We start from the raw sequence: 26,410 nt of genomic DNA on the forward strand, positions 1-26,410 counted from the left end.
AAAACGCGGTGCGCTTTCGGCGCATCGCGTTTTTTTGCCTGAGAAAACCAATCAGGCCTGAGCGGTATCTTCTTCCTTGTGTGCCGTGTGCAACACTTCAATCAGGCAGTCTTCAAGTTCGAAGCGTTCGTGAAGCAGGCCACCGAGCTCCTTGAATTTCTCCGCAACGCATTTGCCTTCGTCGCAAAGGTCGTTGAACGCGAGGAGTTTTTCGGTGATGACGTCGATGCGCGGGTAGATTGTCTCGGCCAATTCCAGACCGCGCGTGTCACCGAACGCCTTGGCTTCACCGGTCAGCTGTTCGTAGATCTCGAAGTGCCCGGCCGAGACGTAATCGACCAGCACGCCGCAGAATTCAAGCAAGGGTTTACGGTTCTCGGACAGAGCCTGTGGTTTGTCACCCAACTTGTCGTAGGCACCGATCAGATCTTCACGCTCTTGCAACCAGCGGTCGATCAGCAGATGAACTCCACCCCAGCGTTCCTGAGCATTCTGACAACTTTCGAGCATGGCGATCTCTCTTCCCTTGTGGGTCATGCTGCTCTACACCCGCGCCCCTCTTCTGGCTGTTATCGCTTGGGGGCCGACCGGGCAGAGCGTCATCGAGCAACATAAATCCAATGACACGTGCGGGCCAGATTATGCCCGCACGCCTATGGCTTCAAGGTACGCAGGAGATAAAGTTCATACAAGTGTTTAATCCCTGACCAGCGTGCGGTGCGACGCTTCGCCGCTGAGCGGTCGCTGCAGAGCGCTCCAGACCAGCCGCAGCAATTGATAGACCGCCAGGATCGACATCGCCACAAAGAACAGCAGGCTCCATTCCGGGATGCTCAAATCGAACAGCGTCCAGGAAATTTCTGCGCAATCTACACCGCCCCTAAGCATCCGCAACGTTGCACACAACCACGGCAGGTTGCTGAACAACGCTTCGGCATCAGGCGCGCACCTCGCCATCTGCATCAACGGGTCACTCTGCAACAATACCTGTCGCCAGGCCGCCGTAGTCCCGCCCAGGCTCAGGCCAAGCGCGGCGACCCAGTACAGCGACAGGCCGACACGCCGTGGGCCGTGGACCGCCGCCAACCCGCAACAGAACGTCAGCAACGCCATGAAAAACCTTTGCGCCAGGCACAGGCTGCAGGGCGTCAGCCCGACCGCATACTCGAGATAATAGGAAGCTCCCAGGGCCATGGCCCCTGCAGTGAAAGCCGTGAAAAACAAGGAGCGTGAACAGGCCAACGACATGGCTTTTCCGTAACAGTGGAGACAGGCAGTTACGGTAGAGGAAAGCTTGTCAGCCTTTCAAGGCGGGGCCTTGGCGACAGTTCACCAGAAGTGTAGGGAAAACCCGACAGGTGCGAGAGGAATAGGTGTAGTCCGTTGTAGGACTTTGCCCAAGACGCCCGCCACAGGTAATTTTTCGCTCACTGAACGTTAACGAGGGAGCATGCTCCCTCGCGATATCAGGCGTGAACCGGCACCGGCAACGGCGCGGCCAGCAGACGCTCATCCAGCAATCCGAGACCTTCCTGGAACAGCTGGTTACTGCGCTCGGTGTCACCCAGTTGCGCAAGCAGACGCGCCAGCTCGGCGCAGGCTTCAGGGTTACGCTGCACTCGCAGACTGCTTTCCAGATAATCCCGTGCCTTGCCCCACAAGCTGGCTTGCAGACAGAGACGACCGAGGGTCAGCAACAGGCTCGGGTCAGCAGGATGTTCCTTGAGCCAACCTTCGGCGGTCTGCAACTGGCGCGCCGGGTCGCTGCCGCGCACCAGGCCATACAGACGCGCGAGATGGCTGTCGTACTTGCGCTTGAGGGCACTGCGCAGGATTTCTTCTGCTTCGACCTGAGCACCCAACTGACGCAATTGCTCGGCGTATGCCAGCACCAGCGCCGGCTCCTGACGCTGCGCGGAGGTCAACTGCTCCCAGGCACGGGTGAGTGACTGCAGACCGACCTTGCCGTCCTCGTCCCGATGCGCTGCCAGAGACAGGTTGTTGCCCCAGGCACGCCGCTCCAGTTCAGCCAGTTCGGCCGCAGGCAAAGCCTTGTCCTTGCGCAGCTCCGGCAACAGGCGAATCACCGCCGACCAGTCGCCGCGCTGCTGATGCAGACGCTGCAACTGTCGCAAGGTCTGCACGTTATGCGGATGTCGCTCGTGCATCGCCTGCAGGGTCACCAAGGCGCCGTCGGTATCACCACGATCGGTCTGCAACTGCGCATGACTCAAGGCAATCGCCAATTCGGCCTGCGGCTGGCGCTCCAGCGCACGTTCAAGCAGGTGATCACACTCTTCGTACTTGCCTTGTTCGTTGGCCGCGCGTGCCGCGCCGAGGTAATACAACAGCGGCTGGCGCTCGGCCTCGGCGGCGCGAGACAGATGACGTTGCGCGCTGGCCCAGCGACCTTCGGCCAGATCCAGCTGCCCGTGTTCGATGGCCACCTGCACCCGCCGGCTGCGGTTGCGGCGCGACCACGGATTGACCACGCCACTGGAGGCCATGAGCAGCTCGACCAAGGCCTTGATCCCCCAGATCAGCAGCCACAACACCGCGATCAGGCCCAGCGTGGCCCACAGACTGGCCTCGTAGCGGAAGCTCTTGTAGGCAATCAACACGTACCCGGAGTGCTCGGCAATCGCCAGGCCCAGTGCCGCCGTCGCCGCGATCACCAGAAACACGATCACATACAGGCGTTTCATGGCGTGGTCTCCTGCGCGGTGTTGGCGGCAGGTTTGGCGAACGGTTTGACCGATTCTTCAGCGTTGACGTTACGGCGCTCCAGATAAGCCTGCACCGCACTCAGCGTGCCGGTCAGGTCCGGCGTCTTGACCGTGACCGGTTGCTTGCTCAGCTCGGCAACCTGTTCAAGCATGATTTTGCTCTGCGGATTGTCCGGGTTGAAATTGCCCGTGAGCACATCCCGCGCTTCGGTCAGTGCCTGGGTGTAGACCGGTGCCTGGCCATTGAGCGCCGCCCATTGCGCTTGCTCCAGCGCGAGACTCAGGGCAAGGCGCACCTGGCTCAGACTTTGCCCGGCCAGCAGTGGCTTCACGTTCTTGTCGGCATTGAAATCGATGCGGATGTAACGCGACACCTGATCCCACCACTGCGCCCAGCGACTGGCGCCATCGCCGTCAGCGGTCAGGCCCAGCAGCGACTCGCCGCGATCCTTGTACTCAGGCGCCAGCTCGGTCAGTTCGATGACCTGATCACGCAAGGCACCGATGCGCAGGAACAGACCGGTGCGATCCGGCTGCTCGGTGCTGCGCAGCGCGACGAGGGTTTTCGCCACTTGCTCGCGGGCGGCGAACGAGCCGGGATCGTTCTGCTCACGCAGAATTTCGTCGGCACCCTGCACCAGCGCCTGGGCGCTGCTGATGTCCTGCAAGGCCGACAGACGCAGGCTGGCCAGACGCAGCAGATGCTCGGCCTCGGCCAGACGCCAGTCCTTGCGGCTGGCACCGAGGACGGTTTCCAGACGCTGGTTGAGACGCTGCTGATCCCCCTGCAGTTGCGTCACCAGACGCTGACGTTCGGCGAGTTCATCGGCACCGGGCAATTGCGCGAGGCGCTCGGTCAGGCGCTGTTCGTTGAGCTTGAGGCTCTGCGCCTGATCGTTCAGTGCCTGCACCTGGCCTGACTGTTGTGCGGTGTTGCTCTGCAGGTGACGCACCTGCCAGACACCCCAGCCACCGATCGCCACGCCGGCAGCGCCGAGCAACAGGGCGACAATGGCCAGTCCGTTGCCTCGGCGCGGCTCTTTGGCCGGCGGTGGAGTTTCAACCTGGGCATCGATCACAGGCTGGACATCATCTTTAGGCAAGGCTGTTTCGCTCACGTATCCATCCTTTGCATTAGAGAACGGGCACGGGATGCTCCCGTAACGCCGTCAGCAAAGCCGCGGCACTCGCGCCGCGGCAATCCACAACTGTTCGGGCCCCGGCGGCACGTGCCAGCTCGGCGACCCTTGGGCTTGGCACAAACAACGGCAACTGCGCAATTGACGGCCAGGCATCGCCGGCCATCTGGCGCAAGTGCTCGAAACCCTGTCCACTGCTGACCACCAGCCCGTTCAAGCGTTCCGCTGCGATGCGCCGCGGCAGCTCTTGCGGCGGGTAGGCCGGCAGGTCACGCCGATACAACTCCAGATACTCGACACTAGCACCAAGCGCGCGCAGGCGCTCGGCGAGCAGCTCGCGGCCACCCTCGCCACGCAGGATCAGAACCTGCGCGCCGGGCTCGGTGACCGCCTCGCGCAGACGCGACAATTGCAGCAGGGCTTCACTGTCATCGCCGTCGGCGGGACAGTGCACATCGAGACCGTGATCGCGAAGAATCTGCGCGGTCGCCGCACCGACGCTGAACCACGGCATCGACAGCGACTGAAGCCCATGAGCGTCTAGCAGATCAAGCGCAATCCGCGCCGCCGGTTTGCTGACCACGATGACCGCGCTGCAACCCGGCAGCTGCGCCAGCGCCTGACGTATCTTGTCAGAGACCGGCAGCGGCGCGATGTCCAGAAGCGGCAGGCAACTGCTGAAAATCCCCTGTCCGGCCAACACCGCGGCCAGCACCGCGCAGTCATCTGCAGGGCGCGTCAGCAGCAGGCGCCAGCCAGTCACTCGTGACCTGCCTCGCCATACACCGCTTTGAGAATGTCGTCGGCACCCTGACTGAGCAACGCTTCAGCGACCTGCACGCCCAACGCTTCGGCATTGGCCCGCGGCGCACGCGCTTCGGCGCTGAGCAGCTTGCCGCCGCTCGGCTCGCCCACCAGACCACGCAGCCACAGCTGCTCACCTTCAAGCACGGCGTAGCAGGCGATCGGCACCTGGCAGCCGCCATTCAGGTGTTTGTTGAGGGCACGTTCAGCGGTCACGCGCGAAGCGGTGTCGGCGTGATGCAACGGTGCGAGCAAGGCGTGGATTTGCGTGTCGGCGCTGCGGCATTCGATGCCGACAGCGCCTTGGCCACCGGCCGGCAGACTGTCGTCGACGCTGATCGCAGAAGTGATGCGCTCTTCGAAACCGAGGCGGATCAGGCCGGCCGCCGCGAGGATGATCGCGTCGTACTCGCCGGCATCGAGCTTGGCCAGACGAGTGTTGACGTTACCGCGCAGGAAGCGGATTTCCAGATCAGGACGACGGGTCAGCAACTGCGCCTGTCGCCGCAGGCTGGAGGTGCCGACGATGGCGCCGGCAGGCAGCGCATCAAGGCTGGCGTAGGTATTGGAAACGAAAGCATCGCGCGGGTCTTCGCGTTCGCAGATACAGAACAGGCCAAGGCCTTCGGGGAAGTCCATCGGCACGTCTTTCATCGAATGCACGGCGATGTCGGCTTCGTTTTCCAGCAGCGCGGTTTCCAGCTCCTTGACGAACAGGCCCTTGCCGCCGATTTTCGACAGCGGCGAGTCGAGCAGCTTGTCGCCGCGACTGACCATGGGCACCAGTGTCACCAGCAGACCCGGGTGGGCCGCCTCCAGACGGGCTTTGACGTATTCGGCCTGCCAGAGGGCCAGCGCACTTTTACGGGTGGCGATGCGGATTTCGCGAGAGGACATGGATCAATCCGTACTGAATAGATACGGCGGATAATAACAGCTCAGCCAAATCCACTTTGACTTGAATCAGAAACGGCGTGGCCTCCCTGGCCTGCAATGCCCGGCAGAAGAAAGTGCAACCGTGCGCGAAGGCCGGGTCAGAGGCCCTGCATCATCTTGCGCACACCGGCCACATGCCGGCGGCTGACAATCAGCGCATCACCATTGAGGCCTTTGAGGAACAGCTGGAAATGCCCCAGCGGTGTGCGTTGCAGACGCTCGATGCGGTCGCGGGCGACCAGCGCATTGCGGTGGATGCGCACGAAACGCTCGCCGAATTCGTCTTCGAGGGCTTTCAGCGGCTCATCCAGCAGCACCTCGCCGCTTTCATGGCGCAGGGTCACGTATTTGTGATCGGCAATGAAATAGACCACCTGATCCAGCGGGATCAGCTCGATGCCTTTGCGGGTGCGGGCGCTGATGTGACTGCGCGGGCCATTACCGCTTTCGGCGGCGGGACGGGTCAGGGCCGAGAGTTGCGCCCGGTTGGGACGTTCAGCCCGTTTCAGGGCGTCATGCAGATGTTCGGTTCGCACGGGTTTCACCACATAGCCCACGGCGCTGGCCTGCAGGGCTTCCACGGCAAATTCATCGGGGCCGGTGCAAAACACCACGGCCGGCGGCGTTTCGCGTTCGCACAGACGGGCAGCGACTTGCAGGCCATCAAGGCCCGGCATGCGAATATCGAGCAGCACGATATCCGGCTTGTGGCTGTCGATCAGCGCCAACGCCTCTTCGCCATTCGTGGCGCTGGGCTCCAGGACTGTATAACCCTCGAGCTCGCTTACCATTCGGCTTAGGCGCTCGCGAGCCAGTGGTTCGTCATCAACGATCAGGACATTCATATTGCGCTGGATTCCTGCGTGAGTCTCGCACAAGGATAGCGTAGACAGGTGAAGTGACGTCCGTCACCGCGATCCACGCTAAGACTAGCCCGAGCGCCAAAAAGTGCCGTACGTCGGCCAGCAATATTTGCCAGTGTCCGGGTCGTACCGCTCAAAGCCCGCTGTTTCCTGCGTTTTTCACGGGGTATGCCAAAGGACAAAACCACCCACCCCCTCTTCTTATAGTCGGCGTCCGGACCTTTGTGCGATCCGCAGTCGCGCCGACCCTTATGTCCAACTGTAGACGCTTGCCGGGCCGATATTGCTCAATCGAAAAATATCCTTGCGCAAATCCCCCGCAGACGGCGCCGACTATGAATGAGCAGATGAGAAAAAAACGTATCGACCGGTGTCAGCGACAGGATTGGCAACCCTGTTATTATCCGCGCCAGCGTTTCACGCCTTCTTTCTTCAAGCCGATACGAGCGAATTCATGAGCACTGACAAGACCAATCAGTCCTGGGGCGGCCGCTTCAGTGAACCCGTCGACGCCTTCGTCGCCCGCTTCACCGCCTCCGTCACCTTCGACCAGCGCCTGTATCGCCACGACATCATGGGCTCGATCGCCCACGCCACCATGCTGGCCAAGGTCGGCGTGCTGACCGATGCCGAGCGCGACAGCATCATCGACGGCCTGAAGACCATTCAGGGCGAAATCGAAGCCGGCCAGTTCGACTGGCGCGTCGACCTCGAAGACGTGCACATGAACATCGAAGCGCGCCTGACCGACCGCATCGGTATCACCGGCAAGAAACTGCACACCGGGCGCAGCCGCAACGATCAGGTCGCCACCGACATCCGTCTGTGGCTGCGTGACGAGATCGACCTGATCCTGGCCGAAATCACCCGCTTGCAAAAAGGTTTGCTGGAACAAGCCGAGCGCGAAGCGGCGAGCATCATGCCCGGCTTCACTCACCTGCAAACTGCTCAGCCAGTGACCTTCGGCCACCATATGCTGGCGTGGTTCGAAATGCTCAGCCGCGACTACGAGCGTCTGGTCGACTGCCGCAAGCGCACCAACCGCATGCCGCTGGGCAGCGCTGCGCTGGCCGGCACCACCTACCCGATCGATCGCGAATACACCGCGCAACTGCTGGGTTTCGACGCCGTCGGCGGCAACTCGCTGGACAACGTTTCCGATCGCGACTTCGCCATCGAATTCTGCTCGGTCGCCAGCATCGCGATGATGCACCTGTCGCGTTTCTCCGAAGAGCTGGTGCTGTGGACCAGCGCGCAGTTCCAGTTCATCGATCTGCCTGATCGCTTCTGCACCGGCAGCTCGATCATGCCGCAAAAGAAAAACCCGGACGTACCGGAACTGGTTCGCGGCAAGACTGGCCGCGTGTTCGGCGCATTGATGGGCCTGCTGACCCTGATGAAAGGCCAGCCACTGGCCTATAACAAGGACAATCAGGAAGACAAAGAGCCGCTGTTCGACGCCGCCGACACCCTGCGCGATTCGCTGCGGGCGTTTGCCGACATGATCCCGGCGATCAAACCGAAACACGCGATCATGCGTGAAGCGGCGCTGCGTGGTTTCTCCACCGCGACCGACCTGGCGGACTACCTGGTACGCCGTGGCCTGCCGTTCCGTGACTGCCACGAAATCGTCGGTCACGCGGTGAAGTACGGCGTGGATACCGGCAAGGATCTGGCCGAGATGAGCCTGGAAGAACTGCGTAAGTTCAGCGACCAGATCGAGCAGGACGTGTTCGCCGTGCTGACCCTGGAAGGCTCGGTGAATGCCCGTGACCATATCGGCGGGACGGCGCCGGCGCAGGTCAAGGCAGCGGTGGTTCGCGGTCAGGCCCTCATCGCCAGCCGCTAAGGTCAAAAGCTTCGCGAGCAGGCTCGCTCCCACATTTGGATTTTTGTTAAACACAAAATTTGTGGCCGACAAAAATCCCCTGTGGGAGCGAGCCTGCTCGCGAAGGCTTCCCTTCAGAGCGCTATAAAATTCACTTCTTGGCAGCGATCATCGCCAAAAACGCCGGCATCGCCGCCTCTTTGTCCGCTGCAATCTTCTGCACGTGCAGATTCTGCTCAAGCCGCTCCAGCAGCGCCTTGGCTTTCGGCATCTCTGCCAACAAATCGATCCCGAACAGTTTCTGCCCGACCGCACACGCCAGCGGCACGCTGTACAGGAAATACAAATCCGCGATGCTCAAACTGTCGCCCGCCACGTACGGGGCGAATTTGCCGTGGCGGCCCAGTGCCGCGAAACCCAGCAGCAGCTCGGCTTTGGTTTTCTCCTTGATCGCCTCCGGCACCGGCGAGCCGAAGAACGCTTCGCCATAACAGGCGCGGCCCGGCAGTTCGATGTACAACTCGATTTCCTTGGCGATCGCCAGCACCTGCGCCCGCTCGAATGGATCACTCGGCAGCAGCGGCGTGCCTTTCTGGGTCTGCTCGAGGTATTCTAGGATGATCGCGGTTTCGTTAATAAATCCGGCATCGACGCCGAGTACCGGTACTTTGCCGCGTGGGCTGATCGCCAGCGATTGTGGGGTCGGCGTCGGGTAAAACGTCACCTCTTCGAACGGCAGGCCTTTTTCCAGCAGCGCCAGCTTGACCATGTTGTAGTAGTTGCTGACAGCGAATCCGTAGAGCTTGAACATCACATAGCCTCCAGGCCGTGCGGGGTGGGCAGGCACTGTTTATAGATCGCCGGGCTCGATCCTGCCAGCAGCATCACGCCGCTGAATGCGGGTAAACTGGCGCCTTTCCTTGAGGAGCCTGCCATGAGCGAGCCGACTGACATCGACAATGATGAAGAAGAGTTCACCGAATCGACGCTGATCGAAGCGATCGAGAACCAGATCGAAAGCGACAACCCTCCAGCGGCCAAGGCAACCTTCAACAAGCTGACGCTGGTCGGTTACGAGCGTGATGACATCCTGAATCTGATGGCCCACGTGCTGGCCTACGAAATCGACGCGATGCTCGACGAAGACCGCGCGTTCAATACCGAGTGGTATGAAACTGCTCTGCGTGCGTTGCCTGAGCTGCCACCCGAAAAACAGTAGGCCAAATACATCCCCCTGTGGGAGCGAGCCTGCTCGCGAATGCCGTGCATCAGCAAAAACAACGCTATATGACACACCGCTTTCGCGAGCAGGCTCGCTCCCACACAATTTGTCACCCATCCATCCAGCCAACTCTCCGGCCCCGACTAGACTGGAATTCGCCTCAAGACAAAATCCCTGATCTGAGCACTGGACATGCCGCAAAAGCGGGTTCACCTTAGGGGCGCTGTCGTCCAATTCCTAGAAAGTCTGGAGTCCTTATGTCGCTTACCCCTGAGCTGGTTGCCGAACTGGAAGTCCTCGCACTCTTTCCCCTGGACAGTTCCCAGGAAGGTTTGAAAATTCATCAGACCGCTGCCCCGAAACATATCGCCGCCGCCAAACGCCTCTTCGAGAAAGACCTCACCGACCAGCCTGATGGCGGGTATCTGACCAGCCTGGGTCGTGATGCCGCGCAAAATGTGCAAACCGTGCTGACCATTTTGAGAGAGCAGGAAACCGCCTGATTTTTCCCCGTCTTTGCCCACGGGAACTCCTGCCACGGGATTTCCGCGGGCCCGCTTGATCGCTCACCGCTAAAAATCTGACGTCAAAAACAAATTCAGCTTAAAAGTCCCGCTGCGCAAAGGCTAAACTGCCTCCCATTCCGAGACCCTCTTCGTCCGAGCCTGCGAGCCGGTTTGAGCTGACATGACGCGCACCCATGAAATCCGCCCCGATCTGGACGAGGGAATCGACCGCAAGGTGCTCAGCCAGTTGCGTGCGCGCTTTCTCAAACTCAATGAAGGTCGCCTTGGCCGGGCGCTCGAAGGTCTGTCGAGCCGCCAGCAAGGCGTGCTGACCCTGCTGCCACTGTTCTTCCACGTCAATCACCCGCTGTTGCCGGGCTATGTTTCGGGCAGCACCCCAGCCGGGCTTTCCAACTATGAACCTGACGCCACCGCCCTCGCCGAAGCGCAGCGCCTGACTCGCTCGTTCTCCTACAAGCCACGCCACGGCAGCAACCCGCCACGGCCGATTCACGGTTTGTTCCTGATGGGCAGCCTCGGCACCCTGGCTCAGGCCGATCAGAGCGACATGGACGTGTGGGTTTGCCACGCACCGGACCTGAGCGACAACGAACTCGCCGAGTTGCGCAAAAAATGCCAGCTCCTCGAAGCCTGGGCCGCGACCCAAGGCGCCGAGGCGCACTTCTTTCTGATCGACCCGGTACGCTTCGTCAAAGGCGAACGCGACACCCAGCTCAGCTCCGAAAACTGCGGCAGCACGCAGCACTATCTGTTGCTGGACGAGTTTTATCGCACCGCGATCTGGCTGGCCGGGCGCACACCGATCTGGTGGCTGGTGCCAGTCTACGAAGAAAGCGCTTACGACCTGTACACCCACACTCTGCTGTCCAAGCGTTTCATTCGCGCCGACGAGACGCTTGATCTCGGGCATCTGGCGACAATTCCGCCGGGCGAGTTCATCGGTGCCGGCCTGTGGCAGTTGTTCAAGGGCATCGAGTCGCCCTACAAGTCAGTGCTAAAGCTGTTGCTGACCGAGGTCTACGCCAGCGAACACCCGAAAGTGCAGTGTCTGAGCCTGCGCTACAAGCAGGCCGTGTTCGCCAATCAGCTGGATCTGGATGAGCTGGATCCGTACATGGTGGTGTACCGACGCATTGAGGAATACCTCAGCGCCCGCAACGAACCGGAGCGTCTGGAGCTGGTGCGGCGCGCGCTGTACCTCAAGGTCAACCGCAAGCTCACCGGCAACAGCCGCACCCAAAGCTGGCAGCGTTCGCTGCTGGAGCGCCTGGCGCACGAATGGCATTGGGATCAGCGGCAACTGGCCTTGCTCGACAGCCGCAGCCAGTGGAAAGTCCGCCAGGTCAGCGCCGAACGCCGCGCCCTGGTCAATGAGCTGAATTACAGCTACCGCTTCCTGACCCAGTTCGCCCGCACCGAACAGACCGTCAGCCTGATCAACAAGCGCGACCTGAACGTGCTCGGTCGTCGCTTGTACGCCGCATTCGAGCGCAAGGCCGACAAGGTCGAATTCATCAACCCCGGCATCGCCCCGGATCTGGCCGAAGACACCCTGACGCTGGTGCAATCGCCGAACAAAAAAGAGCCCGGGCAAACCCAGTGGGGTTTGTACAACGGTAGCCTGAACGCGCTGGAGTGGGAGCACTTCGCGCCGATCAAGCGCAGCCGCGAGTTGCTCGAACTGCTGACCTGGTGCCACCGCAACGGTGTGATCGACAGCAGCACCCGACTGGCGCTGCACCCCGGCACTAGCGATATGAGCGAGTTCGAGCTGTTCAACCTGCTCGGCAGCCTGCAGCAGTGCATCGCCCTGCCCCTGCCGACCGTTGCCGAAGAACGACTGCTGCGCGCTGCGGTGCCGAGCGAAGTGCTGATGCTGGTCAACGTCGGTATCGATCCGCTCAAGCATCACCGCGACCTGAATATCCTGATGACCACCGAGCGCACCGACTCACTGAGTTACGCCGGGGTGCGCGAAAACCTTGTGCTGACCCTCGATCAGGTCACGCTCAACAGCTGGAATGAAGTGCTGGTCAACCGTTTCGACGGCCCCCACGCGCTGCTCGATTGCCTGCGCGACTACCTCAACAATCTGCCGCGCGGCGCGCAGCAGCCGTCATTGAAGGTGCGCTGCTTCTGCCACAACCGCGCGCAGTTCATTGCCCGGCGCGTGGAAGAAGTCATCGACACCGCGCAGACCCTGCTGCTCAGCGAGCTCAATCACCGCTACCTGATTCAGGTGCAACAGCACTATCACGTGCTGGAGCTGGTGCCGGGCCAGGTCAACCATGTCGCACTCGCCACACTGCCGGCGCTGCTCGATTATCTGGGCGAAGAACAGCCGCGCTACAGCCCGCTGCACCTGGACCCGATGGCGCTGGAGGATCACGACCTCGCGTTGATCCTGCCGATGGGTCAGCCGGAATCGATTCAGGTGTTCTACCGGATCAGCGAACAACAGGCCGAGCTGTACGTGCTGGATGAGTTCAACGCGCTGTGGCAACAGCATCTGCCGTATCACGATGAACAGAGCCTGCTGGTACCGCTGCAGCGCTTCCTGCAATCGATCCAGTACCGACGCGAAGCGCTGTTGCCGATGGATGGCAGCCCGGCGGTCGGCCTCGACACCTTGTATTACCAGCTATTGCCTTCCGGCCCCGGGCGGGCGCGCCGGGTCGAACCACGACCGGCGCCGCAGACACCGGCCAACAAACCGTTCTACGACGTGCAGGCGATCGTCGGCAAAGCCGCACCGGGCGAGGTGCAGGTCACCTTGTATTGCAATCAACGGGAATTCAGCGAGCTGGAATATGGCGACCAGCTGTTCCACGTGGTCGCCCGGGAGATCGTCGAGCAGCGCCGCGAGACCGAGCGCTATCGCTGCTACATCACCGACCTGGACCTCTCGGGCCTGCTCGGTGATGGTCAGAGTTCAAGCAATTTGTATCTGCGCTACAAGGCCGACCTGGAGCGCGCCCTGAACGAGGCGCTCGAACAGGTCTGAGGCGGGTTACTCCGGAAAGTCTCCACCCTTGATCGGTTGCGATTCGACCTCGAGCAAAATCAGTTTCAGGGTTTTGCCACCTGGAGCCGGCCAGTCGATGTGCTGACCAACCTTCAGGCCCAGTAGCGCGCTGCCGACCGGTGCGAGGATCGAGATCTTGCCTTCGTCGGCGTTAGCGTCCTTGGGATAGACCAATGTCAGGTGATAGTCCTTGCCACTGCCCTCTTCGCGGCAGTGCACGCGGGAATTCATCGTCACGACATCGGCGGGCACTTCATCGTGGCCGACCAGCGTATCGGCGCGGTCCAGTTCGGTTTGCAGCGCGATCACGCCCGGCGCAGCCTGGTCTTTCTCATTCAGGTTGTCGATCAAGCGCTCCAGACGTTGCACGTCCAGACGGGTAAGAGTGATGGAAGGTGCGGTCATGATCCGGGCAGACTCCTTTCTTCTGCACACAAAAAAAGCAAAACCCCGCCAAAAAAGACGGGGTTTTCACCAGGCCTCGATGGGTTGAGGCGTGTTCGGACACTATCACAGCTCAAAAAATATACAAGTCACCCACTTTTGATCTGGCAAGAACCCCTGTGGCGAGGGGATTTATCCCCGATGGGTCGCGCAGCGGCCCCAAGCTTCTGAGACTGCTGCGCAGTCTATCGGGGATAAATCCCCTCACCACAAGGTCGAGTCAAGTCAGGGCTTTTCGTGCGGCAGCCTGCTGGCAGATGATCCGGCGGCGTTGATCGTCTGCCGAGCGCCATTCGCGAATATCCTCGACATGGCGGAAGCAGCCGAGACAAACCTTCTGTTCATCCAGCCGGCACACGCCGCTGCACGGCGAAGGCACGGCCGGGCTGATGTTGCTGTAAAGCGGCTTTGGCGGACGAACAGGTGCGCTATCAGTCACGAAATCACAGACCTTCGAAATCGAATTCGACACCGGCCTGCTGCTTGACGATGCGTTCGAGCATTTCGCCCAATTGCTCTTCGCTCTTGTCGCACATCCAGCGCTCGCTCTCTTCGTCGTAGTCGAAGTGGAAACCGCCGGAGACCGCCGCCAACCACAGCTGACGCAACGGCTCCTGACGACTGAAAATCAGCTGCGTGCCGTTTTCAAACTTCACAGTCAGTACACCGGCCGAGCTTTCCAGGTCGATATCCAGGTCGCTTTCGTCAAAGATGTCCTCCAGTTTTTCCTGGGTTTCATCGACCAGATCGTGGAAACGCGCTTCGGACAAACTCATTGTGGCAACCTCAAAAAATGTCTGATCAGGCTCAAGCGCCGCAAGATACGGACGCTGCCGGCCGATTGCAAAGATTAACGACCAAGCACCTCAATAGCACTGTAAACACCGTACCGGTGGGAGCGGGCTTGCTCGCGAAGGGGCCGGCATATCCAGCAATTCTGCCTGCAGAACCACCGCTTTCGCGAGCAAGCCCGCTCCCACAGGGCTTGGTGCGCCTATAACTAGCCCCGCCGGACGGGAGGGCCATCACATAGGCAAGCTGCCGGGTGGCCGGTATACTCCGGCGCAATTAACGCATTTTCAAGGATTTCGCCATGAAGCGCCTGATCTCTTCCCTTGCTGCGCTCGTCGCGGTTGCCTGCCTCGTTTCGGCCTGTGGTCAAAAAGGCCCGCTGTACCTGCCGGATGACGATCAGGACCCGGCCGAGCAAGCCCAGTCTTCGCAAAAGCAGCCGTCCAAAGCACACAAGCACGACGTTTACCAATAAGGGATCGCCATGGACGCTTTTAACTACCGTGGCGGGGAGCTGTTCGCGGAAGGTGTGGCGCTGTCCGCCATCGCCGACCGCTTCGGCACGCCCACCTATGTCTACTCGCGTGCGCACATCGAAGCCCAGTATCTGGCCTACGCCGACGCGCTGGCCGGCATGCCGCATCTGGTCTGCTACGCCGTCAAGGCCAACTCCAACCTCGGGGTTCTGAATGTCCTAGCCCGTCTCGGCGCCGGTTTCGACATCGTTTCCCGTGGCGAGCTGGAACGTGTACTCGCCGCTGGCGGCAGCGCCGACAAGATCGTGTTCTCCGGCGTCGGCAAGACCCGTGACGACATGCGTCGCGCGCTGGAAGTCGGCGTGCACTGCTTCAACGTCGAATCCACCGACGAGCTTGAGCGCCTGCAAGTCGTGGCTGCCGAGCTGGGTGTTCGCGCACCGGTCTCGCTGCGCGTGAACCCGGACGTCGACGCCGGCACCCACCCGTACATTTCCACCGGTCTCAAAGAGAACAAGTTCGGCATCGCCATTGCCGACGCCGAAGACGTGTACGTGCGTGCCGCGCACCTGCCGAACCTGGAAGTGATCGGTGTCGACTGCCACATCGGCTCGCAACTGACCACTTTGCCGCCGTTCCTCGATGCCCTCGATCGCTTGCTGGATCTGGTCGACCGCCTCGGCGATTGCGGCATTCATCTGCGCCACATCGATCTCGGTGGTGGCCTGGGCGTGCGGTATCGCGATGAAGAGCCGCCACTGGCCGGCGACTACATCAAGGCTGTGCGCGAGCGTTTGAACGGTCGTGACCTGGCGCTGGTGTTCGAACCGGGCCGCTTCATCGTCGCCAACGCCGGCGTGCTGCTGACCCAGGTCGAGTACCTCAAGCACACCGAACACAAGGATTTCGCCATCGTCGACGCGGCGATGAACGACCTGATTCGCCCGGCGCTGTATCAGGCCTGGATGGACGTCACCGCGGTCAAACCGCGTGACTCCGCTGCGCGCAAATACGACATCGTCGGCCCGATCTGCGAAACCGGCGATTTCCTCGCCAAGGATCGTGAGCTCGCGCTGGAAGAAGGCGATCTGCTGGCCGTGCATTCGGCCGGCGCCTACGGCTTCGTGATGAGTTCCAACTACAACACCCGTGGCCGTGCCGCTGAAGTGTTGGTAGACGGTGATCAGGTTTTTGAAGTGCGCCGCCGCGAAACCGTGGCCGAGCTGTTTGCCGGCGAAAGCCTGCTGCCGGAGTAACCCATGCTGCTGCGTTTTACCAAAATGCACGGCCTGGGCAATGACTTCATGGTTCTCGACCTGGTCAGCCAGCACGCGCATATTCAGCCCAAGCACGCCAAGCAATGGGGCGACCGGCACACCGGTATCGGTTTCGACCAGTTGCTGATCGTCGAAGCGCCGAGCAACCCGGACGTGGATTTCCGTTACCGGATCTTCAACTCCGATGGCTCGGAAGTGGAACAGTGCGGCAACGGTGCACGCTGCTTCGCGCGCTTCGTGCTCGACAAACGTCTGACGGCCAAGCGGCAGATTCGCGTCGAGACCAAGGGCGGCATCATCGAGCTGGACGTGCGTAACGACGGCCAGATCGGGGTGAACATGGGCGCGCCGCGTCTGGTGCCGGCGGATATTCCGTTCGACGCACCGGCGCAGGCCAGCAGCTATCAGCTGGAAGTCGACGGCACCACGGTCGAACTGGCCGCTGTGTCAATGGGCAACCCCCATGCGGTGCTGCGCGTACAGGACATCAACAATGCACCGGTGCATGAACTGGGGCCGAAAATCGAACACCATCCGCGCTTCCCGGCGCGGGTCAACGTCGGTTTCATCCAGGTCATCGACCGCAACCGCGCGCAGTTGCGCGTCTGGGAACGCGGGGCCGGGGAAACCCAGGCCTGCGGCACCGGCGCTTGTGCCGCTGCAGTTGCGGCCATCAGCCAGGGGTGGATGGATTCGCCGCTGTTGATCGACCTGCCCGGCGGGCGTCTGTCCATTGAATGGGCAGGCCCTGGCCACCCGGTGTTGATGACCGGCCCGGCAGTGCGTGTATACGAAGGACAAGTGCGTCTTTGAGTGAGCAGAAACCATGACCGATAAGCCTCAGGTACCCGCCCGACAGTCCGACGAATCCGCGTCCGAGAGCCTGGAGGCGGCAGCGGTTGCCGCATACCTGGAGGCTCATCCGGACTTCTTCGTCGAGCACGAAGAACTGCTGCCTGCCATGCGCATTCCCCACCAGCGCGGTGACACCGTTTCGCTGGTCGAGCGGCAGATGAGCATCCTGCGCGACCGCAACATCGAGATGCGCCACCGCCTTTCGCAGTTGATGGACGTCGCCCGCGACAACGACCGGCTGTTCGACAAGACCCGCCGCCTGATTCTGTCGCTGATGGACGCGGCCAGTCTGGAAGACGTGGTGATCAGCGTCGAAGACAGCCTGCGCCAGGACTTTCAGGTGCCCTTTGTCAGCCTGATCCTGCTCGGCGACAACCCGGCACCGGTTGGCCGCTGGGTGACTCATGCCGACGCGCAAACCGCGATCGGCGGTCTGCTCACCGAAGGCAAGAGCGTCAGCGGCACCCTGCGTGAACATGAGCTCGACTTCCTGTTCGGCGAAGAACAGCGCAAGCAGATCGGCTCCACCGCGGTAGTCGCGGTCAGTCATCAGGGCATTCACGGCATTCTGGCAATCGCCAGCCGTGATCCGCAGCACTACAAGAGTTCGGTCGGTACGCTGTTCCTCAGCTACATCGCCGAAGTCATGGGCCGCGTGCTGCCACGGGTCAACAGCTCCCTGCGCTCGGTACGCTGAATATGGAACGACAACTGGACGCTTACTGCGAACACCTGCGCAGTGAGCGACAGGTGTCGCCGCACACCCTGTCGGCCTATCGCCGCGACCTCGATAAAGTCCTCGGCTGGTGCCTCAAGCAGAACATTGGCAGTTGGGCGGCGCTGGATATTCAGCGCCTGCGCAGCCTGATCGCCCGCCTGCATGCGCAGGGGCAGTCGTCCCGCAGTCTCGCCCGATTGCTCTCGGCGGTGCGCGGGCTCTATCACTATCTGAATCGCGAAGGTCTGTGCGATCACGACCCGGCGACCGGTCTGGCGCCGCCGAAAGGCGAACGGCGCCTGCCGAAAACCCTCGACACTGACCGCGCATTGCAACTGCTGGAAGGTGCGGTCGAGGACGATTTTCTCGCCCGTCGTGATCAGGCGATTCTCGAATTGTTCTATTCCTCGGGCCTGCGCCTGTCCGAGCTGACCGGGCTAAATCTGGATCAGCTGGATCTGGCCGACGGCATGGTTCAGGTGCTCGGCAAGGGCAGCAAGACCCGCCTGCTGCCGGTCGGCAAAAAGGCGCGCGAAGCACTGGAGCAATGGCTGCCGCTGCGAGCCATGACCAACCCGGCCGACGACGCCGTATTCGTCAGCCAACAAGGTCGGCGCCTCGGCCCACGGGCGATTCAGGTGCGAGTAAAACTGGCCGGCGAGCGTGAACTGGGGCAGAACCTGCACCCGCACATGCTGCGGCATTCCTTTGCCAGCCACTTGCTGGAATCCTCACAGGACCTGCGCGCGGTGCAGGAACTGCTCGGCCACTCGGACATCAAGACCACGCAGATCTACACCCACCTGGACTTCCAGCACCTGGCGGCGGTCTACGACAGCGCCCACCCACGGGCCAAACGCAGCAAAGGCGACGATTCATGAACATCCAGTTGATCACCTTCGACCTCGACGACACCCTGTGGGACACCGCCCCGGTGATCGTCAGCGCCGAAGCGGTATTGCGCCAATGGCTGAGCGAACACGCGCCGAATCTGGGCGCGGTGCCGGTGGAGCATTTGTGGGCGATTCGCGAGCGGGTGCTGGCCAGCGAGCCGGGCCTCAAGCACCGCATCAGTGCGTTGCGCAGGCGCGTGCTGTTCCACGCACTGGAGGAAGCCGGGTACGCCCACGGGGAAGCTGCGGATCTAGCCGACAAAAGCTTTGAAGTATTCCTGCATGCGCGGCATCAGATCGAGGTGTTCCCGGAGGTCGAACCGACTTTGGAAATCCTCGCCAACCACTACGCCCTCGGCGTGGTCACCAACGGCAACGCCGACGTGCGTCGGCTGGGCCTGGCGGATTACTTCAAGTTTGCCTTGTGCGCCGAAGATATCGGTATCGCCAAGCCGGATGTGCGGCTGTTTCACGAGGCGTTGCAGCGTGGTGGCGCCACAGCCGCAACCGCCGTACATATCGGCGATCATCCGGGCGATGACATTGCCGGGGCGCAGCAGGCGGGCATGCGCGCGGTCTGGTTCAACCCGGCGGGCAAGGTCTGGGAAGCGGAGCGACTGCCGGATGCCGAGATCCGCAGCCTGACCGATTTGCCAGCAGTGCTCGCACGCTGGAATGCCCTCTCCACCTGACGTAACCCCCTGTGGGAGCGGGCTTGCTCGCGAAGGCGGTGTGTCATTCAAATTGTATGTCGACTGACACGGCCTCTTCGCGAGCAAGCCCGCTCCCACAGGGGATTGCGTGTATCCATGACCTCTTTGTTTCAGGCATGAAAAAGCCCGCAGCGACGGCGGGCTTTTTCAGCAAGCAGGTAGCACGCCTCAGATAGGGCGGCTGCCGTACTTGTTGTCCGGCTTCTTGGGCGGATCGGCGACCACGTTGGCCTCCACTTCCTGCACCTTGCCGCCGCGCGCAAGGAATTCTTCCATGGCCTTGGCCAGGGCGTCGCGCTCCTTGTTCTTGGCTTCGATGCTCGGCAACTCGTCGACCGACACCGCAGCCTTGGCTTTGCCTTTGGCAGCCGGGGCCGGCGTATCGTCACCGCCATCGTCTTCAGCAACGTCTTCCGCTGCTGCTTCCAGACCGTCCTCGGCCTCGTCTTCGTCGCCTACTTCGAGGTCGTCGTTTTCCAGATCATCGTCGCTCATGTTCTACCTCATGACTTGCGAAAAGCAGATTAGTTATAGACCAGCTTTGGCGACTGTCGAAAGTCGCCGGAAAAAAATCGGTAACCGCGGGTGACCAACGGTTTACGCCCCTTCACCGTGCAGGGTGGCGAGGACTTTACGGGCACCGCCATGATCACGGTGCTCGCCCAGATAAACACCTTGCCAGGTGCCCAGTGCCAGTCGCCCTGCCGAAACCGGCAGACTGATCTGACAGCCAAGTACGCTGGCCTTGAAGTGCGCCGGGAGGTCGTCCAGGCCTTCGTCGTTATGCTCATAGCCGTCTGTTCCTTGTGGGATCAGACGATTGAAAAATCGTTCGAAGTCGCGACGGACCGCCGGATCGGCGTTCTCGTTGATGGTCAACGACGCCGAGGTGTGCTGCAGCCACAAATGCAACAGACCGACCCGGCACGCCTTGAGTTCAGGCAGGCCGGCGAGTAACTCGTCCGTTACCAGATGAAAGCCCCGGGGCCGTGCCCGCAGGGTTATCAGAGTCTGTTGCCACATACAGTTCTCCGCACGTTCGGGGCGCATTCTAGCGCGCTCTGGGAAAAAACAAAGGCCCTAATATTCCTGCAATGATGTAAGCGATTGGCCGCAGAAAAATGCCCGCCGTAAACACGACCAAAGCCGTACGAAAAATCCTTTCAGCCTTCCTTTCAATGACAAATTCCAGACAAAAAAATGCCCGGCGAACCGGGCAAGTTTTTTAATGCGCGTACTTACAGGTTGTAGCCGCGTTCGTTGTGTTGTGCCAGATCCAGACCCACCGACTCTTCTTCCTCAGTCACGCGCAGCCCCATCACGGCGTCCAGGACCTTGAGGATGATGAAGGTGACGATCGCGGTGTAGATCACCGTGAAGCCGACACCTTTGCACTGAATCCACACTTGAGCGGCGATGTCGGTGACGGTGCCGAAGCCACCCAGCGACGGTGCAGCGAACACACCGGTGAGGATCGCACCGAGGATACCGCCGATACCGTGTACGCCGAACGCGTCCAGAGAGTCGTCATAGCCGAGTTTGCGTTTCAGCGTGGTGGCGCAGAAGAAGCACACCACACCTGCCGCCAGACCGATCACCAGTGCACCCATCGGGCCCACAGTGCCGGCCGCCGGAGTGATTGCCACCAGACCGGCAACCACACCCGAGGCGATGCCCAGTGCACTTGGCTTGCCGTGGGTGATCCACTCGGCAAACATCCAGCCCAGTGCAGCCGCAGCGGTAGCAATCTGAGTGACCAGCATCGCCATGCCGGCGGTGCCGTTGGCGGCTGCGGCGGAACCGGCGTTGAAGCCGAACCAGCCAACCCACAACATCGCTGCACCCATCAGGGTGTAACCGAGGTTGTGCGGTGCCATCGGGGTGGTCGGGAAACCTTTGCGCTTGCCCAATACCAGGCAGGCAATCAGACCGGCCACACCGGCGTTGATGTGCACCACTGTGCCGCCCGCGAAGTCGAGTACGCCCCAGTCCCACATCAGGCCGCCGTTACCGGACCAGACCATGTGCGCGATCGGTGCATAGACGAGGGTGAACCAGATGCCCATGAAAATCAGCATCGCGGAGAATTTCATCCGCTCGGCGAATGCACCGACAATCAGCGCCGGGGTGATGATCGCGAAGGTCATCTGGAAGGTGATGAACACCGCCTCGGGGAACAGCGCCGCAGGGCCGGTCAGGCTCGAAGGCGTGACACCGGCGAGGAACGCCTTGCCCATGCCGCCGAAGAACGAGTTGAAGTTGACGACGCCCTGCTCCATGCCGGTGGTGTCGAACGCAATGCTGTAGCCATAAATGACCCACAGGATGCTGATCAGACCGGTAATGGCGAAGCACTGCATCATCACGGAAAGAATGTTTTTCGAGCGAACCATGCCGCCGTAAAACAGCGCCAGGCCCGGGATGGTCATGAACAGCACGAGGGCTGTCGAGGTGAGCATCCAGGCGGTGTCGCCGGAATTGAGGACCGGGGCCGCCACTTCGTCTGCCGCCATTGCAAGGCCGGGCATTACGATGGACAACAGGGCTCCTAGCCCTGCGAATTTACGCAGAGTCATATTGTTTTCTCCTGGGGCGTTGGGGTTTGTGGCGGCTTAAATCGCGTCGGTATCGGTTTCGCCGGTACGGATACGGATCGCCTGTTCCAGATTGACCACGAAGATCTTGCCGTCACCGATCTTGCCGGTGTTGGCCGCTTTGGTTATCGCCTCGATAACCCGATCCAGATCCTTGTCGTCGATGGCCACGTCGATTTTCACCTTGGGCAGAAAATCGACCACATACTCCGCGCCGCGATACAGCTCGGTGTGACCCTTCTGCCGGCCGAAGCCTTTGACTTCAGTAACGGTAATGCCCTGCACGCCGATTTCGGACAGCGACTCGCGCACGTCGTCCAACTTGAACGGCTTGATGATGGCAGTGACTAGCTTCATGAAACTCTCTCCCGAATTGGTGGACTTGCCCCAGGAAAACAAACCCGACTCAAGTCTAAGCGCAGTGCCTGGCTTTGTAACGCATCGTCGGCCTTACCTGCCCGACTGACGCCAGCTAACCGCTGCCGGCGAAACTCCCCGTCCCGCCTGCCGCACTGCATTCGTCACAGCGACTGCATCAGTGCATGGGTCACTACCGACTAAGCAGAAAGCTTGCCATCTCGCCAAATTCCCCTGATTTCAAGCCCTTGGCCGCTGCCGCAGGCGCCCGCGCAAAAAAGCCCCGACGGTTACGCACAACAACGGTGCGTTGCCGTCCGTCCGCTTGCGCGAAAAGCGTGCATCCGTGCCTGCGTCAATGACTATAGACACTGCGTGATACACTGCCCGCCACTGTTTACAGGACACATTCCATGCTCGCGCCCAAAGACTTCCTCGACGCCCTGAGCGGCACCGCCTCCCGCCTGTTCAGCGGCGACACCCCGCTGCCGAAAGCCGAAATCGAAAGCCAGTTCAAGATGCTGCTGCAGAGTGCGTTCAGCAAACTCGATTTGGTGAGCCGTGAAGAGTTTGATAGTCAGATGGTTGTATTGGCGCGTACCCGTGCTCGCCTCGAAAGCCTTGAGGCCAAAGTCGCCGAGATGGAAGCCAAGCTGACGCCGCCGGCCGAGTAAGTCTGCAGACCCTGAGCCAAAGTGCCTTGAAGTTTGCGAAAGAAATTAAACCGCTCCTGCCTAGGCAGGAGCGGTTTCCGTCAGATCAATCCTCTACAACGAATTATTCCAACGGTCTCGCAGAAACTCGTACAGGCGAAAAGCCCATAACGCGATTCTGACGAGGCGCCACATATGTTTAAGAAACTTAGACATACTTTGGCCCTCCTTGCGTGGGGCCAAACCTCCGATGCACTTTCCGGCGTACGAACACCTTCGGGACTACACGTGAGTGTGTCCGCCAAGGCGGCCGGGTGTGAGTCCCCCAAAAAAAGCACCGGCACGGGTCTCACACCGTGTCGAGGAACATGAAGTCTTTGCGCTCCCGGCCACACTTCGCGAATACCCCATGAGTGGGCATCGTCATTGCGGACTTTATGACAGCCCTTAGAAAGCGATTTAAACAACTTGTATCAAGTCGTTAGGCAAGTGCTGACAACATTACCGTTGCACCCGTTCAAGCCCTTTTGATACTTGCGCCAATGAGCAAACATGCATAACCTGATTTCACGTGAGTGTGTCCGCAAAAGGATACGCAGGCCTTGGCCTCACCGAAGCCTGCAAACTGAAAACCGTCTCCTCAAGGCGGTTTTTTTTCGCCTCGAGATTGGTTGACCACTTTCCCGCAACATCCAGTGAAAGTTCGCCCCGCCTGATCGCCCTTCCCCAACTACCCTTAAAAAACCCGCAGGAAGCGGCTCCCGATTCAGCTCAAGGAACGACCATGTCCCTCTCCATCGTCCACAGTCGCGCCCAGATAGGCGTGGATGCTCCCGCCGTCACCGTCGAAGTCCATCTGGCCAACGGTCTGCCTTCGCTGACCATGGTCGGCCTGCCCGAGGCGGCGGTGAAGGAGAGCAAGGACCGGGTGCGCAGCGCGATCATCAATTCCGGGCTGCAGTTTCCGGCGCGGCGGATCACCTTGAATCTGGCGCCGGCGGACTTGCCCAAGGATGGCGGGCGCTTTGATCTGGCGATTGCCCTAGGGATTCTGTCGGCGAGTGTGCAGGTGCCGTGTCTGACGCTGGATGAGGTGGAATGCCTTGGTGAACTGGCGTTGTCCGGCGCTGTGCGGCCGGTACGCGGGGTGTTGCCGGCGGCACTGGCGGCGCGCAAGGCCGGGCGGGCACTGGTGGTGCCGCGGGCGAATGCCGAGGAAGCGTGCCTTGCTTCGGGTTTGAAGGTGTTTGCGGTGGATCATCTGCTGGAGGCAGTGGCGCATTTCAACGGGCATACGCCGGTCGAGCCTTATGTCTCGGACGGGCTGATCCATGCGGCGAAACCTTATCCCGACCTCAATGAGGTGCAAGGACAGATGGCCGCGAAACGGGCGCTGCTGATTGCGGCGGCGGGCGCGCATAACCTGTTGTTCAGTGGGCCGCCGGGAACGGGCAAGACCTTGTTGGCGAGTCGCTTGCCGGGCCTGCTGCCGCCACTCTCCGAATGCGAGGCGCTGGAAGTGGCGGCGATTCAATCGGTCGCCAGCGGCGTGCCACTGACCCATTGGCCACAACGGCCCTTTCGCCAGCCGCACCACTCGGCCTCCGGGCCGGCACTGGTCGGTGGCAGCTCGAAACCGCAACCCGGCGAGATCACCCTCGCCCACCACGGCGTACTGTTTCTCGATGAGCTGCCGGAGTTCGATCGCAAGGTACTGGAGGTGCTGCGCGAGCCGCTGGAATCCGGGCATATCGTGATTGCCCGAGCCAAGGATCGCGTACGCTTTCCCGCGCGTTTCCAGTTGGTGGCGGCAATGAATCCGTGCCCTTGTGGATATCTTGGCGAGCCGAGCGGCAAGTGCTCGTGTACACCGGACATGGTGCAGCGCTACCGCAACAAGCTATCGGGGCCGTTGCTGGATCGGATCGATCTGCACCTGACGGTGGCGCGGGAAGCGACGGCGTTGAATCCGGCAGTGAAGCCAGGCGAGGACAGCGCCAGTGCGGCAGCCGTGGTGGCCGAGGCACGCGAACGCCAGCAAAAGCGTCAGCGTTGTGCCAATGCGTTCCTCGATCTGCCAGGCCTGAAGCGGCACTGCCAGTTATCCACAGCCGATGAGAAATGGCTGGAGTCAGCCTGCGAACGGCTGACCTTGTCACTGCGCTCAGCCCATCGTTTGCTCAAGGTCGCCAGAACCCTGGCAGACCTTGAGCAAGTCGATGCAATCAGCCGTGAGCATCTGGCCGAAGCGCTGCAATACCGCCCGGCGACGCCTTAATGCTCGGTCAGATCCACCAGCGGCGCCTGTCGCACTTCGGTTTCACGCCCGGCCTGGATTTCGCTCACGCGCTTCAGCGCGTTATCCACAGCGCCTTTTTCTGCCAGCAGGCTGTAGCTGATCTGAAACTGTTGGCTGGCCTTTGGCGCAATGGTCGGCACCAGATTCAGCGGACGCTGATAGCGGCGGTTGTAGGAAAAGCTGGTGCCTGGCTCAAGGCCCGTGACATAGCCCTGCCCTTGGGTGTCGGTGTTTTTCCACAGGGAAAACACTGGCAGCTGTTGAGTATTGAAGCCAACAGAGACACCGAGGCTGCCAGCCTTGTTGTGCAAAACAGTCAGGGTTTCGCCTTTGGCGTCGGCGTAGGGCACGACGTTATAGACGGTTTCATCGTAGTCCTTGGTTGGACCGCGATAAATCTGCCAGTCCGCCAACTCGGCTTTGGCCTTGTCGTTGAATGGCGAGACCTGTTTCACCGGCGCCGCGAACCGCGCGCCCTGCTCAAGGAACGGTGTACTGAAGTTACTGTGATACAGCGCCTGGTATTCCTTCGGATAATCACCGTTGTTGGTCAGCGTATCGTTGAGGGCAAAGCGCACGCTGCCCGGCTCGGTGACCAGCTCAGTGACGACCGAGAAGTCGACTTTCTTGAACGCCTGTTCCTTCAGTTCACCGCGCAGACTGATGGCGTAGGGTGGTTTTTCATCGATGTGCAGCGTGACAGTGCTGGCCGGAATGTTCGCGGCGCGGCCGTGCAGGGTCAGCAACTCGCCATTGTCCATACCGGGATGGCCGACCCATTCGTAACCGCAGCGGGTCACCAACTCATTGAAGCCTTCCAGCCAGCCCAGGCCACCGCGTCCATTGAGTTCGATGAAGGCCGGGTTGACCACTTCCTTGACCGGCGAATCCCAACCCATGCGCACGTTGCCGACAGACGCCTGCAGGACATTCATGCCACGGGTCGGCACCACCGAGAGTTTCATCGTGCCGTTATCGATATCGACGATGCTGACACCTTCCTGTCGCCCGCCGTGCAAGGTGCGCAGGCTGACGGAGAAAGGCTTGTCGGTTTTCAACCCGAGCTGCTCACTGGTAATGCTCCAGTTTTGCGCGGGCTTGTTGGTATCGAGGAGTACGTAATCCCAGGCCATGGCGTGGGAAGCAGCAGAGAGTGCGCCGAATGCAACGGCGAGTTTGAACGGGGTCATGGCAGCAGCCTTTATTGGAGTTGTGCCATTTTTATAGCGCTGCGGAAACGTTTCAGCAAGAAAAGATGAGAGACATATA

The 26,410-nt window shown here is 61.0% G+C and carries 28 protein-coding genes; 12 read left to right on the forward strand and 16 right to left on the reverse strand.

Annotation, left to right across the window (positions count from 1 at the left end):
• Positions 1-51: 51 nt before the first annotated feature.
• From QRN61_RS05875 to QRN61_RS05905, 7 genes are all read right to left on the reverse strand, one after another.
• Complete coding sequence (locus QRN61_RS05875) at positions 52-510, reverse strand: Rsd/AlgQ family anti-sigma factor (RefSeq protein WP_027610455.1); 459 nt, start codon at positions 508-510, stop codon at positions 52-54.
• 186 nt (positions 511-696) lie between these two features.
• Positions 697-1,248: a disulfide bond formation protein B gene (locus QRN61_RS05880; protein ID WP_027610454.1), complete on the reverse strand. Its 552-nt coding sequence runs from the start codon at positions 1,246-1,248 to the stop codon at positions 697-699.
• 218 nt (positions 1,249-1,466) lie between these two features.
• The gene (locus QRN61_RS05885; RefSeq protein WP_096796110.1) at positions 1,467-2,705 is read right to left on the reverse strand and encodes a heme biosynthesis protein HemY; all 1,239 of its coding nucleotides are present in this window, start codon (positions 2,703-2,705) and stop codon (positions 1,467-1,469) included.
• Positions 2,702-3,844 (reverse strand): uroporphyrinogen-III C-methyltransferase, encoded by a 1,143-nt coding sequence (locus QRN61_RS05890; RefSeq protein WP_027610452.1) that lies wholly within the window; start codon positions 3,842-3,844, stop codon positions 2,702-2,704. Before QRN61_RS05890 ends, QRN61_RS05885 begins: the two co-directional genes overlap by 4 nt.
• 16 nt (positions 3,845-3,860) lie before the next feature.
• Positions 3,861-4,628 carry a uroporphyrinogen-III synthase gene (locus QRN61_RS05895; RefSeq protein ID WP_285373409.1) on the reverse strand — a complete coding sequence of 256 codons (768 nt, stop codon included), beginning with the start codon at positions 4,626-4,628 and terminating at the stop codon, positions 3,861-3,863.
• Positions 4,625-5,566: a hydroxymethylbilane synthase gene (gene hemC / locus QRN61_RS05900; RefSeq protein ID WP_098966228.1), complete on the reverse strand. Its 942-nt coding sequence runs from the start codon at positions 5,564-5,566 to the stop codon at positions 4,625-4,627. The genes QRN61_RS05895 and hemC overlap by 4 nt, the downstream gene beginning before the upstream one ends.
• A gap of 137 nt (positions 5,567-5,703) precedes the next feature.
• The gene (locus tag QRN61_RS05905; RefSeq protein WP_003229385.1) at positions 5,704-6,450 is read right to left on the reverse strand and encodes a LytR/AlgR family response regulator transcription factor; all 747 of its coding nucleotides are present in this window, start codon (positions 6,448-6,450) and stop codon (positions 5,704-5,706) included.
• Between the two features lie 472 nt (positions 6,451-6,922).
• On the opposite strand from QRN61_RS05905, the gene argH reads away from it, so the two are divergent.
• The gene (gene argH, locus QRN61_RS05910; protein WP_096796108.1) at positions 6,923-8,317 is read left to right on the forward strand and encodes an argininosuccinate lyase; all 1,395 of its coding nucleotides are present in this window, start codon (positions 6,923-6,925) and stop codon (positions 8,315-8,317) included.
• A gap of 130 nt (positions 8,318-8,447) precedes the next feature.
• On the opposite strand, the gene QRN61_RS05915 is transcribed toward argH, so the two are convergent.
• On the reverse strand, positions 8,448-9,107 hold the full coding sequence (locus tag QRN61_RS05915; protein ID WP_027610448.1) for a glutathione S-transferase family protein: 660 nt from the start codon (positions 9,105-9,107) through the stop codon (positions 8,448-8,450).
• A 123-nt stretch (positions 9,108-9,230) separates the two neighbouring features.
• Between QRN61_RS05915 and QRN61_RS05920 the strand changes: the two genes are divergently transcribed.
• From QRN61_RS05920 to QRN61_RS05930, 3 genes are all read left to right on the forward strand, one after another.
• A complete protein-coding gene (locus tag QRN61_RS05920) occupies positions 9,231-9,515 on the forward strand; it encodes a hypothetical protein (RefSeq protein WP_027610447.1) in 285 nt (94 codons plus the stop codon).
• A 260-nt stretch (positions 9,516-9,775) separates the two neighbouring features.
• A complete protein-coding gene (locus tag QRN61_RS05925; protein ID WP_027610446.1) occupies positions 9,776-10,021 on the forward strand; it encodes a TIGR02647 family protein in 246 nt (81 codons plus the stop codon).
• Positions 10,022-10,205: 184 nt separating this feature from the next.
• Positions 10,206-13,049 (forward strand): class I adenylate cyclase, encoded by a 2,844-nt coding sequence (locus QRN61_RS05930; RefSeq protein WP_285373410.1) that lies wholly within the window; start codon positions 10,206-10,208, stop codon positions 13,047-13,049.
• Between the two features lie 6 nt (positions 13,050-13,055).
• On the opposite strand, the gene rnk is transcribed toward QRN61_RS05930, so the two are convergent.
• The 3 genes from rnk to cyaY form a co-directional block, all read right to left on the reverse strand.
• Positions 13,056-13,475 carry a nucleoside diphosphate kinase regulator gene (rnk, locus tag QRN61_RS05935; RefSeq protein ID WP_115988639.1) on the reverse strand — a complete coding sequence of 140 codons (420 nt, stop codon included), beginning with the start codon at positions 13,473-13,475 and terminating at the stop codon, positions 13,056-13,058.
• A 259-nt stretch (positions 13,476-13,734) separates the two neighbouring features.
• Positions 13,735-13,953, reverse strand: coding sequence for a DUF1289 domain-containing protein (locus tag QRN61_RS05940; protein ID WP_081730175.1), 219 nt, complete (start codon positions 13,951-13,953; stop codon positions 13,735-13,737).
• 4 nt (positions 13,954-13,957) lie between these two features.
• Positions 13,958-14,290, reverse strand: a complete 333-nt coding sequence (cyaY, locus tag QRN61_RS05945; protein ID WP_003229398.1) for an iron donor protein CyaY — start codon at positions 14,288-14,290, stop codon at positions 13,958-13,960.
• Between the two features lie 317 nt (positions 14,291-14,607).
• Between cyaY and lptM the strand changes: the two genes are divergently transcribed.
• From lptM to QRN61_RS05975, 6 genes are read left to right on the forward strand one after another with little or no spacing between them, the layout of a single operon-like run.
• A complete protein-coding gene (gene lptM, locus QRN61_RS05950) occupies positions 14,608-14,781 on the forward strand; it encodes an LPS translocon maturation chaperone LptM (protein WP_007911098.1) in 174 nt (57 codons plus the stop codon).
• A 9-nt stretch (positions 14,782-14,790) separates the two neighbouring features.
• A complete protein-coding gene (gene lysA / locus QRN61_RS05955; protein WP_027610442.1) occupies positions 14,791-16,038 on the forward strand; it encodes a diaminopimelate decarboxylase in 1,248 nt (415 codons plus the stop codon).
• A 3-nt stretch (positions 16,039-16,041) separates the two neighbouring features.
• Positions 16,042-16,872, forward strand: a complete 831-nt coding sequence (gene dapF, locus QRN61_RS05960) for a diaminopimelate epimerase (RefSeq protein WP_027610441.1) — start codon at positions 16,042-16,044, stop codon at positions 16,870-16,872.
• Between the two features lie 13 nt (positions 16,873-16,885).
• Positions 16,886-17,611 (forward strand): DUF484 family protein, encoded by a 726-nt coding sequence (locus QRN61_RS05965; RefSeq protein WP_097089519.1) that lies wholly within the window; start codon positions 16,886-16,888, stop codon positions 17,609-17,611.
• Between the two features lie 2 nt (positions 17,612-17,613).
• Complete coding sequence (xerC, locus tag QRN61_RS05970; protein ID WP_003229409.1) at positions 17,614-18,513, forward strand: tyrosine recombinase XerC; 900 nt, start codon at positions 17,614-17,616, stop codon at positions 18,511-18,513.
• Positions 18,510-19,217, forward strand: a complete 708-nt coding sequence (locus QRN61_RS05975; RefSeq protein WP_285373411.1) for an HAD family hydrolase — start codon at positions 18,510-18,512, stop codon at positions 19,215-19,217. The genes xerC and QRN61_RS05975 overlap by 4 nt, the downstream gene beginning before the upstream one ends.
• A gap of 189 nt (positions 19,218-19,406) precedes the next feature.
• Here QRN61_RS05975 and sutA read toward each other — a convergent pair whose 3' ends face one another.
• The 4 genes from sutA to glnK all read right to left on the reverse strand — a co-directional run bounded on the left by sutA (position 19,407) and on the right by glnK (position 22,189).
• Positions 19,407-19,733, reverse strand: coding sequence for a dormancy-specific transcriptional regulator SutA (gene sutA / locus QRN61_RS05980; protein ID WP_007951900.1), 327 nt, complete (start codon positions 19,731-19,733; stop codon positions 19,407-19,409).
• A gap of 102 nt (positions 19,734-19,835) precedes the next feature.
• Positions 19,836-20,261 carry a secondary thiamine-phosphate synthase enzyme YjbQ gene (locus QRN61_RS05985; protein ID WP_003229414.1) on the reverse strand — a complete coding sequence of 142 codons (426 nt, stop codon included), beginning with the start codon at positions 20,259-20,261 and terminating at the stop codon, positions 19,836-19,838.
• A 215-nt stretch (positions 20,262-20,476) separates the two neighbouring features.
• Positions 20,477-21,814 (reverse strand): ammonium transporter, encoded by a 1,338-nt coding sequence (locus tag QRN61_RS05990; protein WP_027610437.1) that lies wholly within the window; start codon positions 21,812-21,814, stop codon positions 20,477-20,479.
• Between the two features lie 36 nt (positions 21,815-21,850).
• Positions 21,851-22,189 (reverse strand): P-II family nitrogen regulator, encoded by a 339-nt coding sequence (gene glnK / locus QRN61_RS05995; RefSeq protein ID WP_002555808.1) that lies wholly within the window; start codon positions 22,187-22,189, stop codon positions 21,851-21,853.
• 413 nt (positions 22,190-22,602) lie between these two features.
• Here glnK and QRN61_RS06000 point away from each other — a divergent pair, with 413 nt between their 5' ends.
• Both QRN61_RS06000 and QRN61_RS06005 read left to right on the forward strand, forming a co-directional pair.
• Positions 22,603-22,863 (forward strand): accessory factor UbiK family protein, encoded by a 261-nt coding sequence (locus QRN61_RS06000; RefSeq protein WP_007920416.1) that lies wholly within the window; start codon positions 22,603-22,605, stop codon positions 22,861-22,863.
• A 763-nt stretch (positions 22,864-23,626) separates the two neighbouring features.
• Positions 23,627-25,120 carry a YifB family Mg chelatase-like AAA ATPase gene (locus QRN61_RS06005; RefSeq protein ID WP_097089516.1) on the forward strand — a complete coding sequence of 498 codons (1,494 nt, stop codon included), beginning with the start codon at positions 23,627-23,629 and terminating at the stop codon, positions 25,118-25,120.
• On the opposite strand, the gene QRN61_RS06010 is transcribed toward QRN61_RS06005, so the two are convergent.
• Positions 25,117-26,331 carry an aldose 1-epimerase family protein gene (locus QRN61_RS06010; RefSeq protein ID WP_150370083.1) on the reverse strand — a complete coding sequence of 405 codons (1,215 nt, stop codon included), beginning with the start codon at positions 26,329-26,331 and terminating at the stop codon, positions 25,117-25,119. The genes QRN61_RS06005 and QRN61_RS06010 overlap by 4 nt on opposite strands.
• Between the last annotated feature and the right edge of the window lie 79 nt (positions 26,332-26,410).

The organism is Pseudomonas sp. lyk4-TYG-107 (genome assembly GCF_030209055.1).
In the GTDB taxonomy this organism is placed as follows: domain Bacteria; phylum Pseudomonadota; class Gammaproteobacteria; order Pseudomonadales; family Pseudomonadaceae; genus Aquipseudomonas; species Aquipseudomonas putida_A.

Excerpts from the sequence above, each read along its gene's own strand:
- QRN61_RS05875 (WP_027610455.1), bottom strand. The coding sequence starts at position 510 with ATGCTCGAAAGTTGTCAGAATGCTCAGGAACGCTGGGGTGGAGTTCAT.
- QRN61_RS05880 (WP_027610454.1), bottom strand. The coding sequence starts at position 1,248 with ATGTCGTTGGCCTGTTCACGCTCCTTGTTTTTCACGGCTTTCACTGCA.
- QRN61_RS05885 (WP_096796110.1), bottom strand. The coding sequence starts at position 2,705 with ATGAAACGCCTGTATGTGATCGTGTTTCTGGTGATCGCGGCGACGGCG.
- hemC (WP_098966228.1), bottom strand. The coding sequence starts at position 5,566 with ATGTCCTCTCGCGAAATCCGCATCGCCACCCGTAAAAGTGCGCTGGCC.
- QRN61_RS05905 (WP_003229385.1), bottom strand. The coding sequence starts at position 6,450 with ATGAATGTCCTGATCGTTGATGACGAACCACTGGCTCGCGAGCGCCTA.
- argH (WP_096796108.1), top strand. The coding sequence starts at position 6,923 with ATGAGCACTGACAAGACCAATCAGTCCTGGGGCGGCCGCTTCAGTGAA.
- QRN61_RS05915 (WP_027610448.1), bottom strand. The coding sequence starts at position 9,107 with ATGTTCAAGCTCTACGGATTCGCTGTCAGCAACTACTACAACATGGTC.
- QRN61_RS05920 (WP_027610447.1), top strand. The coding sequence starts at position 9,231 with ATGAGCGAGCCGACTGACATCGACAATGATGAAGAAGAGTTCACCGAA.
- QRN61_RS05925 (WP_027610446.1), top strand. The coding sequence starts at position 9,776 with ATGTCGCTTACCCCTGAGCTGGTTGCCGAACTGGAAGTCCTCGCACTC.
- QRN61_RS05930 (WP_285373410.1), top strand. The coding sequence starts at position 10,206 with ATGACGCGCACCCATGAAATCCGCCCCGATCTGGACGAGGGAATCGAC.
- rnk (WP_115988639.1), bottom strand. The coding sequence starts at position 13,475 with ATGACCGCACCTTCCATCACTCTTACCCGTCTGGACGTGCAACGTCTG.
- cyaY (WP_003229398.1), bottom strand. The coding sequence starts at position 14,290 with ATGAGTTTGTCCGAAGCGCGTTTCCACGATCTGGTCGATGAAACCCAG.
- lptM (WP_007911098.1), top strand. The coding sequence starts at position 14,608 with ATGAAGCGCCTGATCTCTTCCCTTGCTGCGCTCGTCGCGGTTGCCTGC.
- lysA (WP_027610442.1), top strand. The coding sequence starts at position 14,791 with ATGGACGCTTTTAACTACCGTGGCGGGGAGCTGTTCGCGGAAGGTGTG.
- dapF (WP_027610441.1), top strand. The coding sequence starts at position 16,042 with ATGCTGCTGCGTTTTACCAAAATGCACGGCCTGGGCAATGACTTCATG.
- QRN61_RS05965 (WP_097089519.1), top strand. The coding sequence starts at position 16,886 with ATGACCGATAAGCCTCAGGTACCCGCCCGACAGTCCGACGAATCCGCG.
- xerC (WP_003229409.1), top strand. The coding sequence starts at position 17,614 with ATGGAACGACAACTGGACGCTTACTGCGAACACCTGCGCAGTGAGCGA.
- QRN61_RS05975 (WP_285373411.1), top strand. The coding sequence starts at position 18,510 with ATGAACATCCAGTTGATCACCTTCGACCTCGACGACACCCTGTGGGAC.
- sutA (WP_007951900.1), bottom strand. The coding sequence starts at position 19,733 with ATGAGCGACGATGATCTGGAAAACGACGACCTCGAAGTAGGCGACGAA.
- QRN61_RS05985 (WP_003229414.1), bottom strand. The coding sequence starts at position 20,261 with ATGTGGCAACAGACTCTGATAACCCTGCGGGCACGGCCCCGGGGCTTT.
- QRN61_RS05990 (WP_027610437.1), bottom strand. The coding sequence starts at position 21,814 with ATGACTCTGCGTAAATTCGCAGGGCTAGGAGCCCTGTTGTCCATCGTA.
- glnK (WP_002555808.1), bottom strand. The coding sequence starts at position 22,189 with ATGAAGCTAGTCACTGCCATCATCAAGCCGTTCAAGTTGGACGACGTG.
- QRN61_RS06000 (WP_007920416.1), top strand. The coding sequence starts at position 22,603 with ATGCTCGCGCCCAAAGACTTCCTCGACGCCCTGAGCGGCACCGCCTCC.
- QRN61_RS06005 (WP_097089516.1), top strand. The coding sequence starts at position 23,627 with ATGTCCCTCTCCATCGTCCACAGTCGCGCCCAGATAGGCGTGGATGCT.
- QRN61_RS06010 (WP_150370083.1), bottom strand. The coding sequence starts at position 26,331 with ATGACCCCGTTCAAACTCGCCGTTGCATTCGGCGCACTCTCTGCTGCT.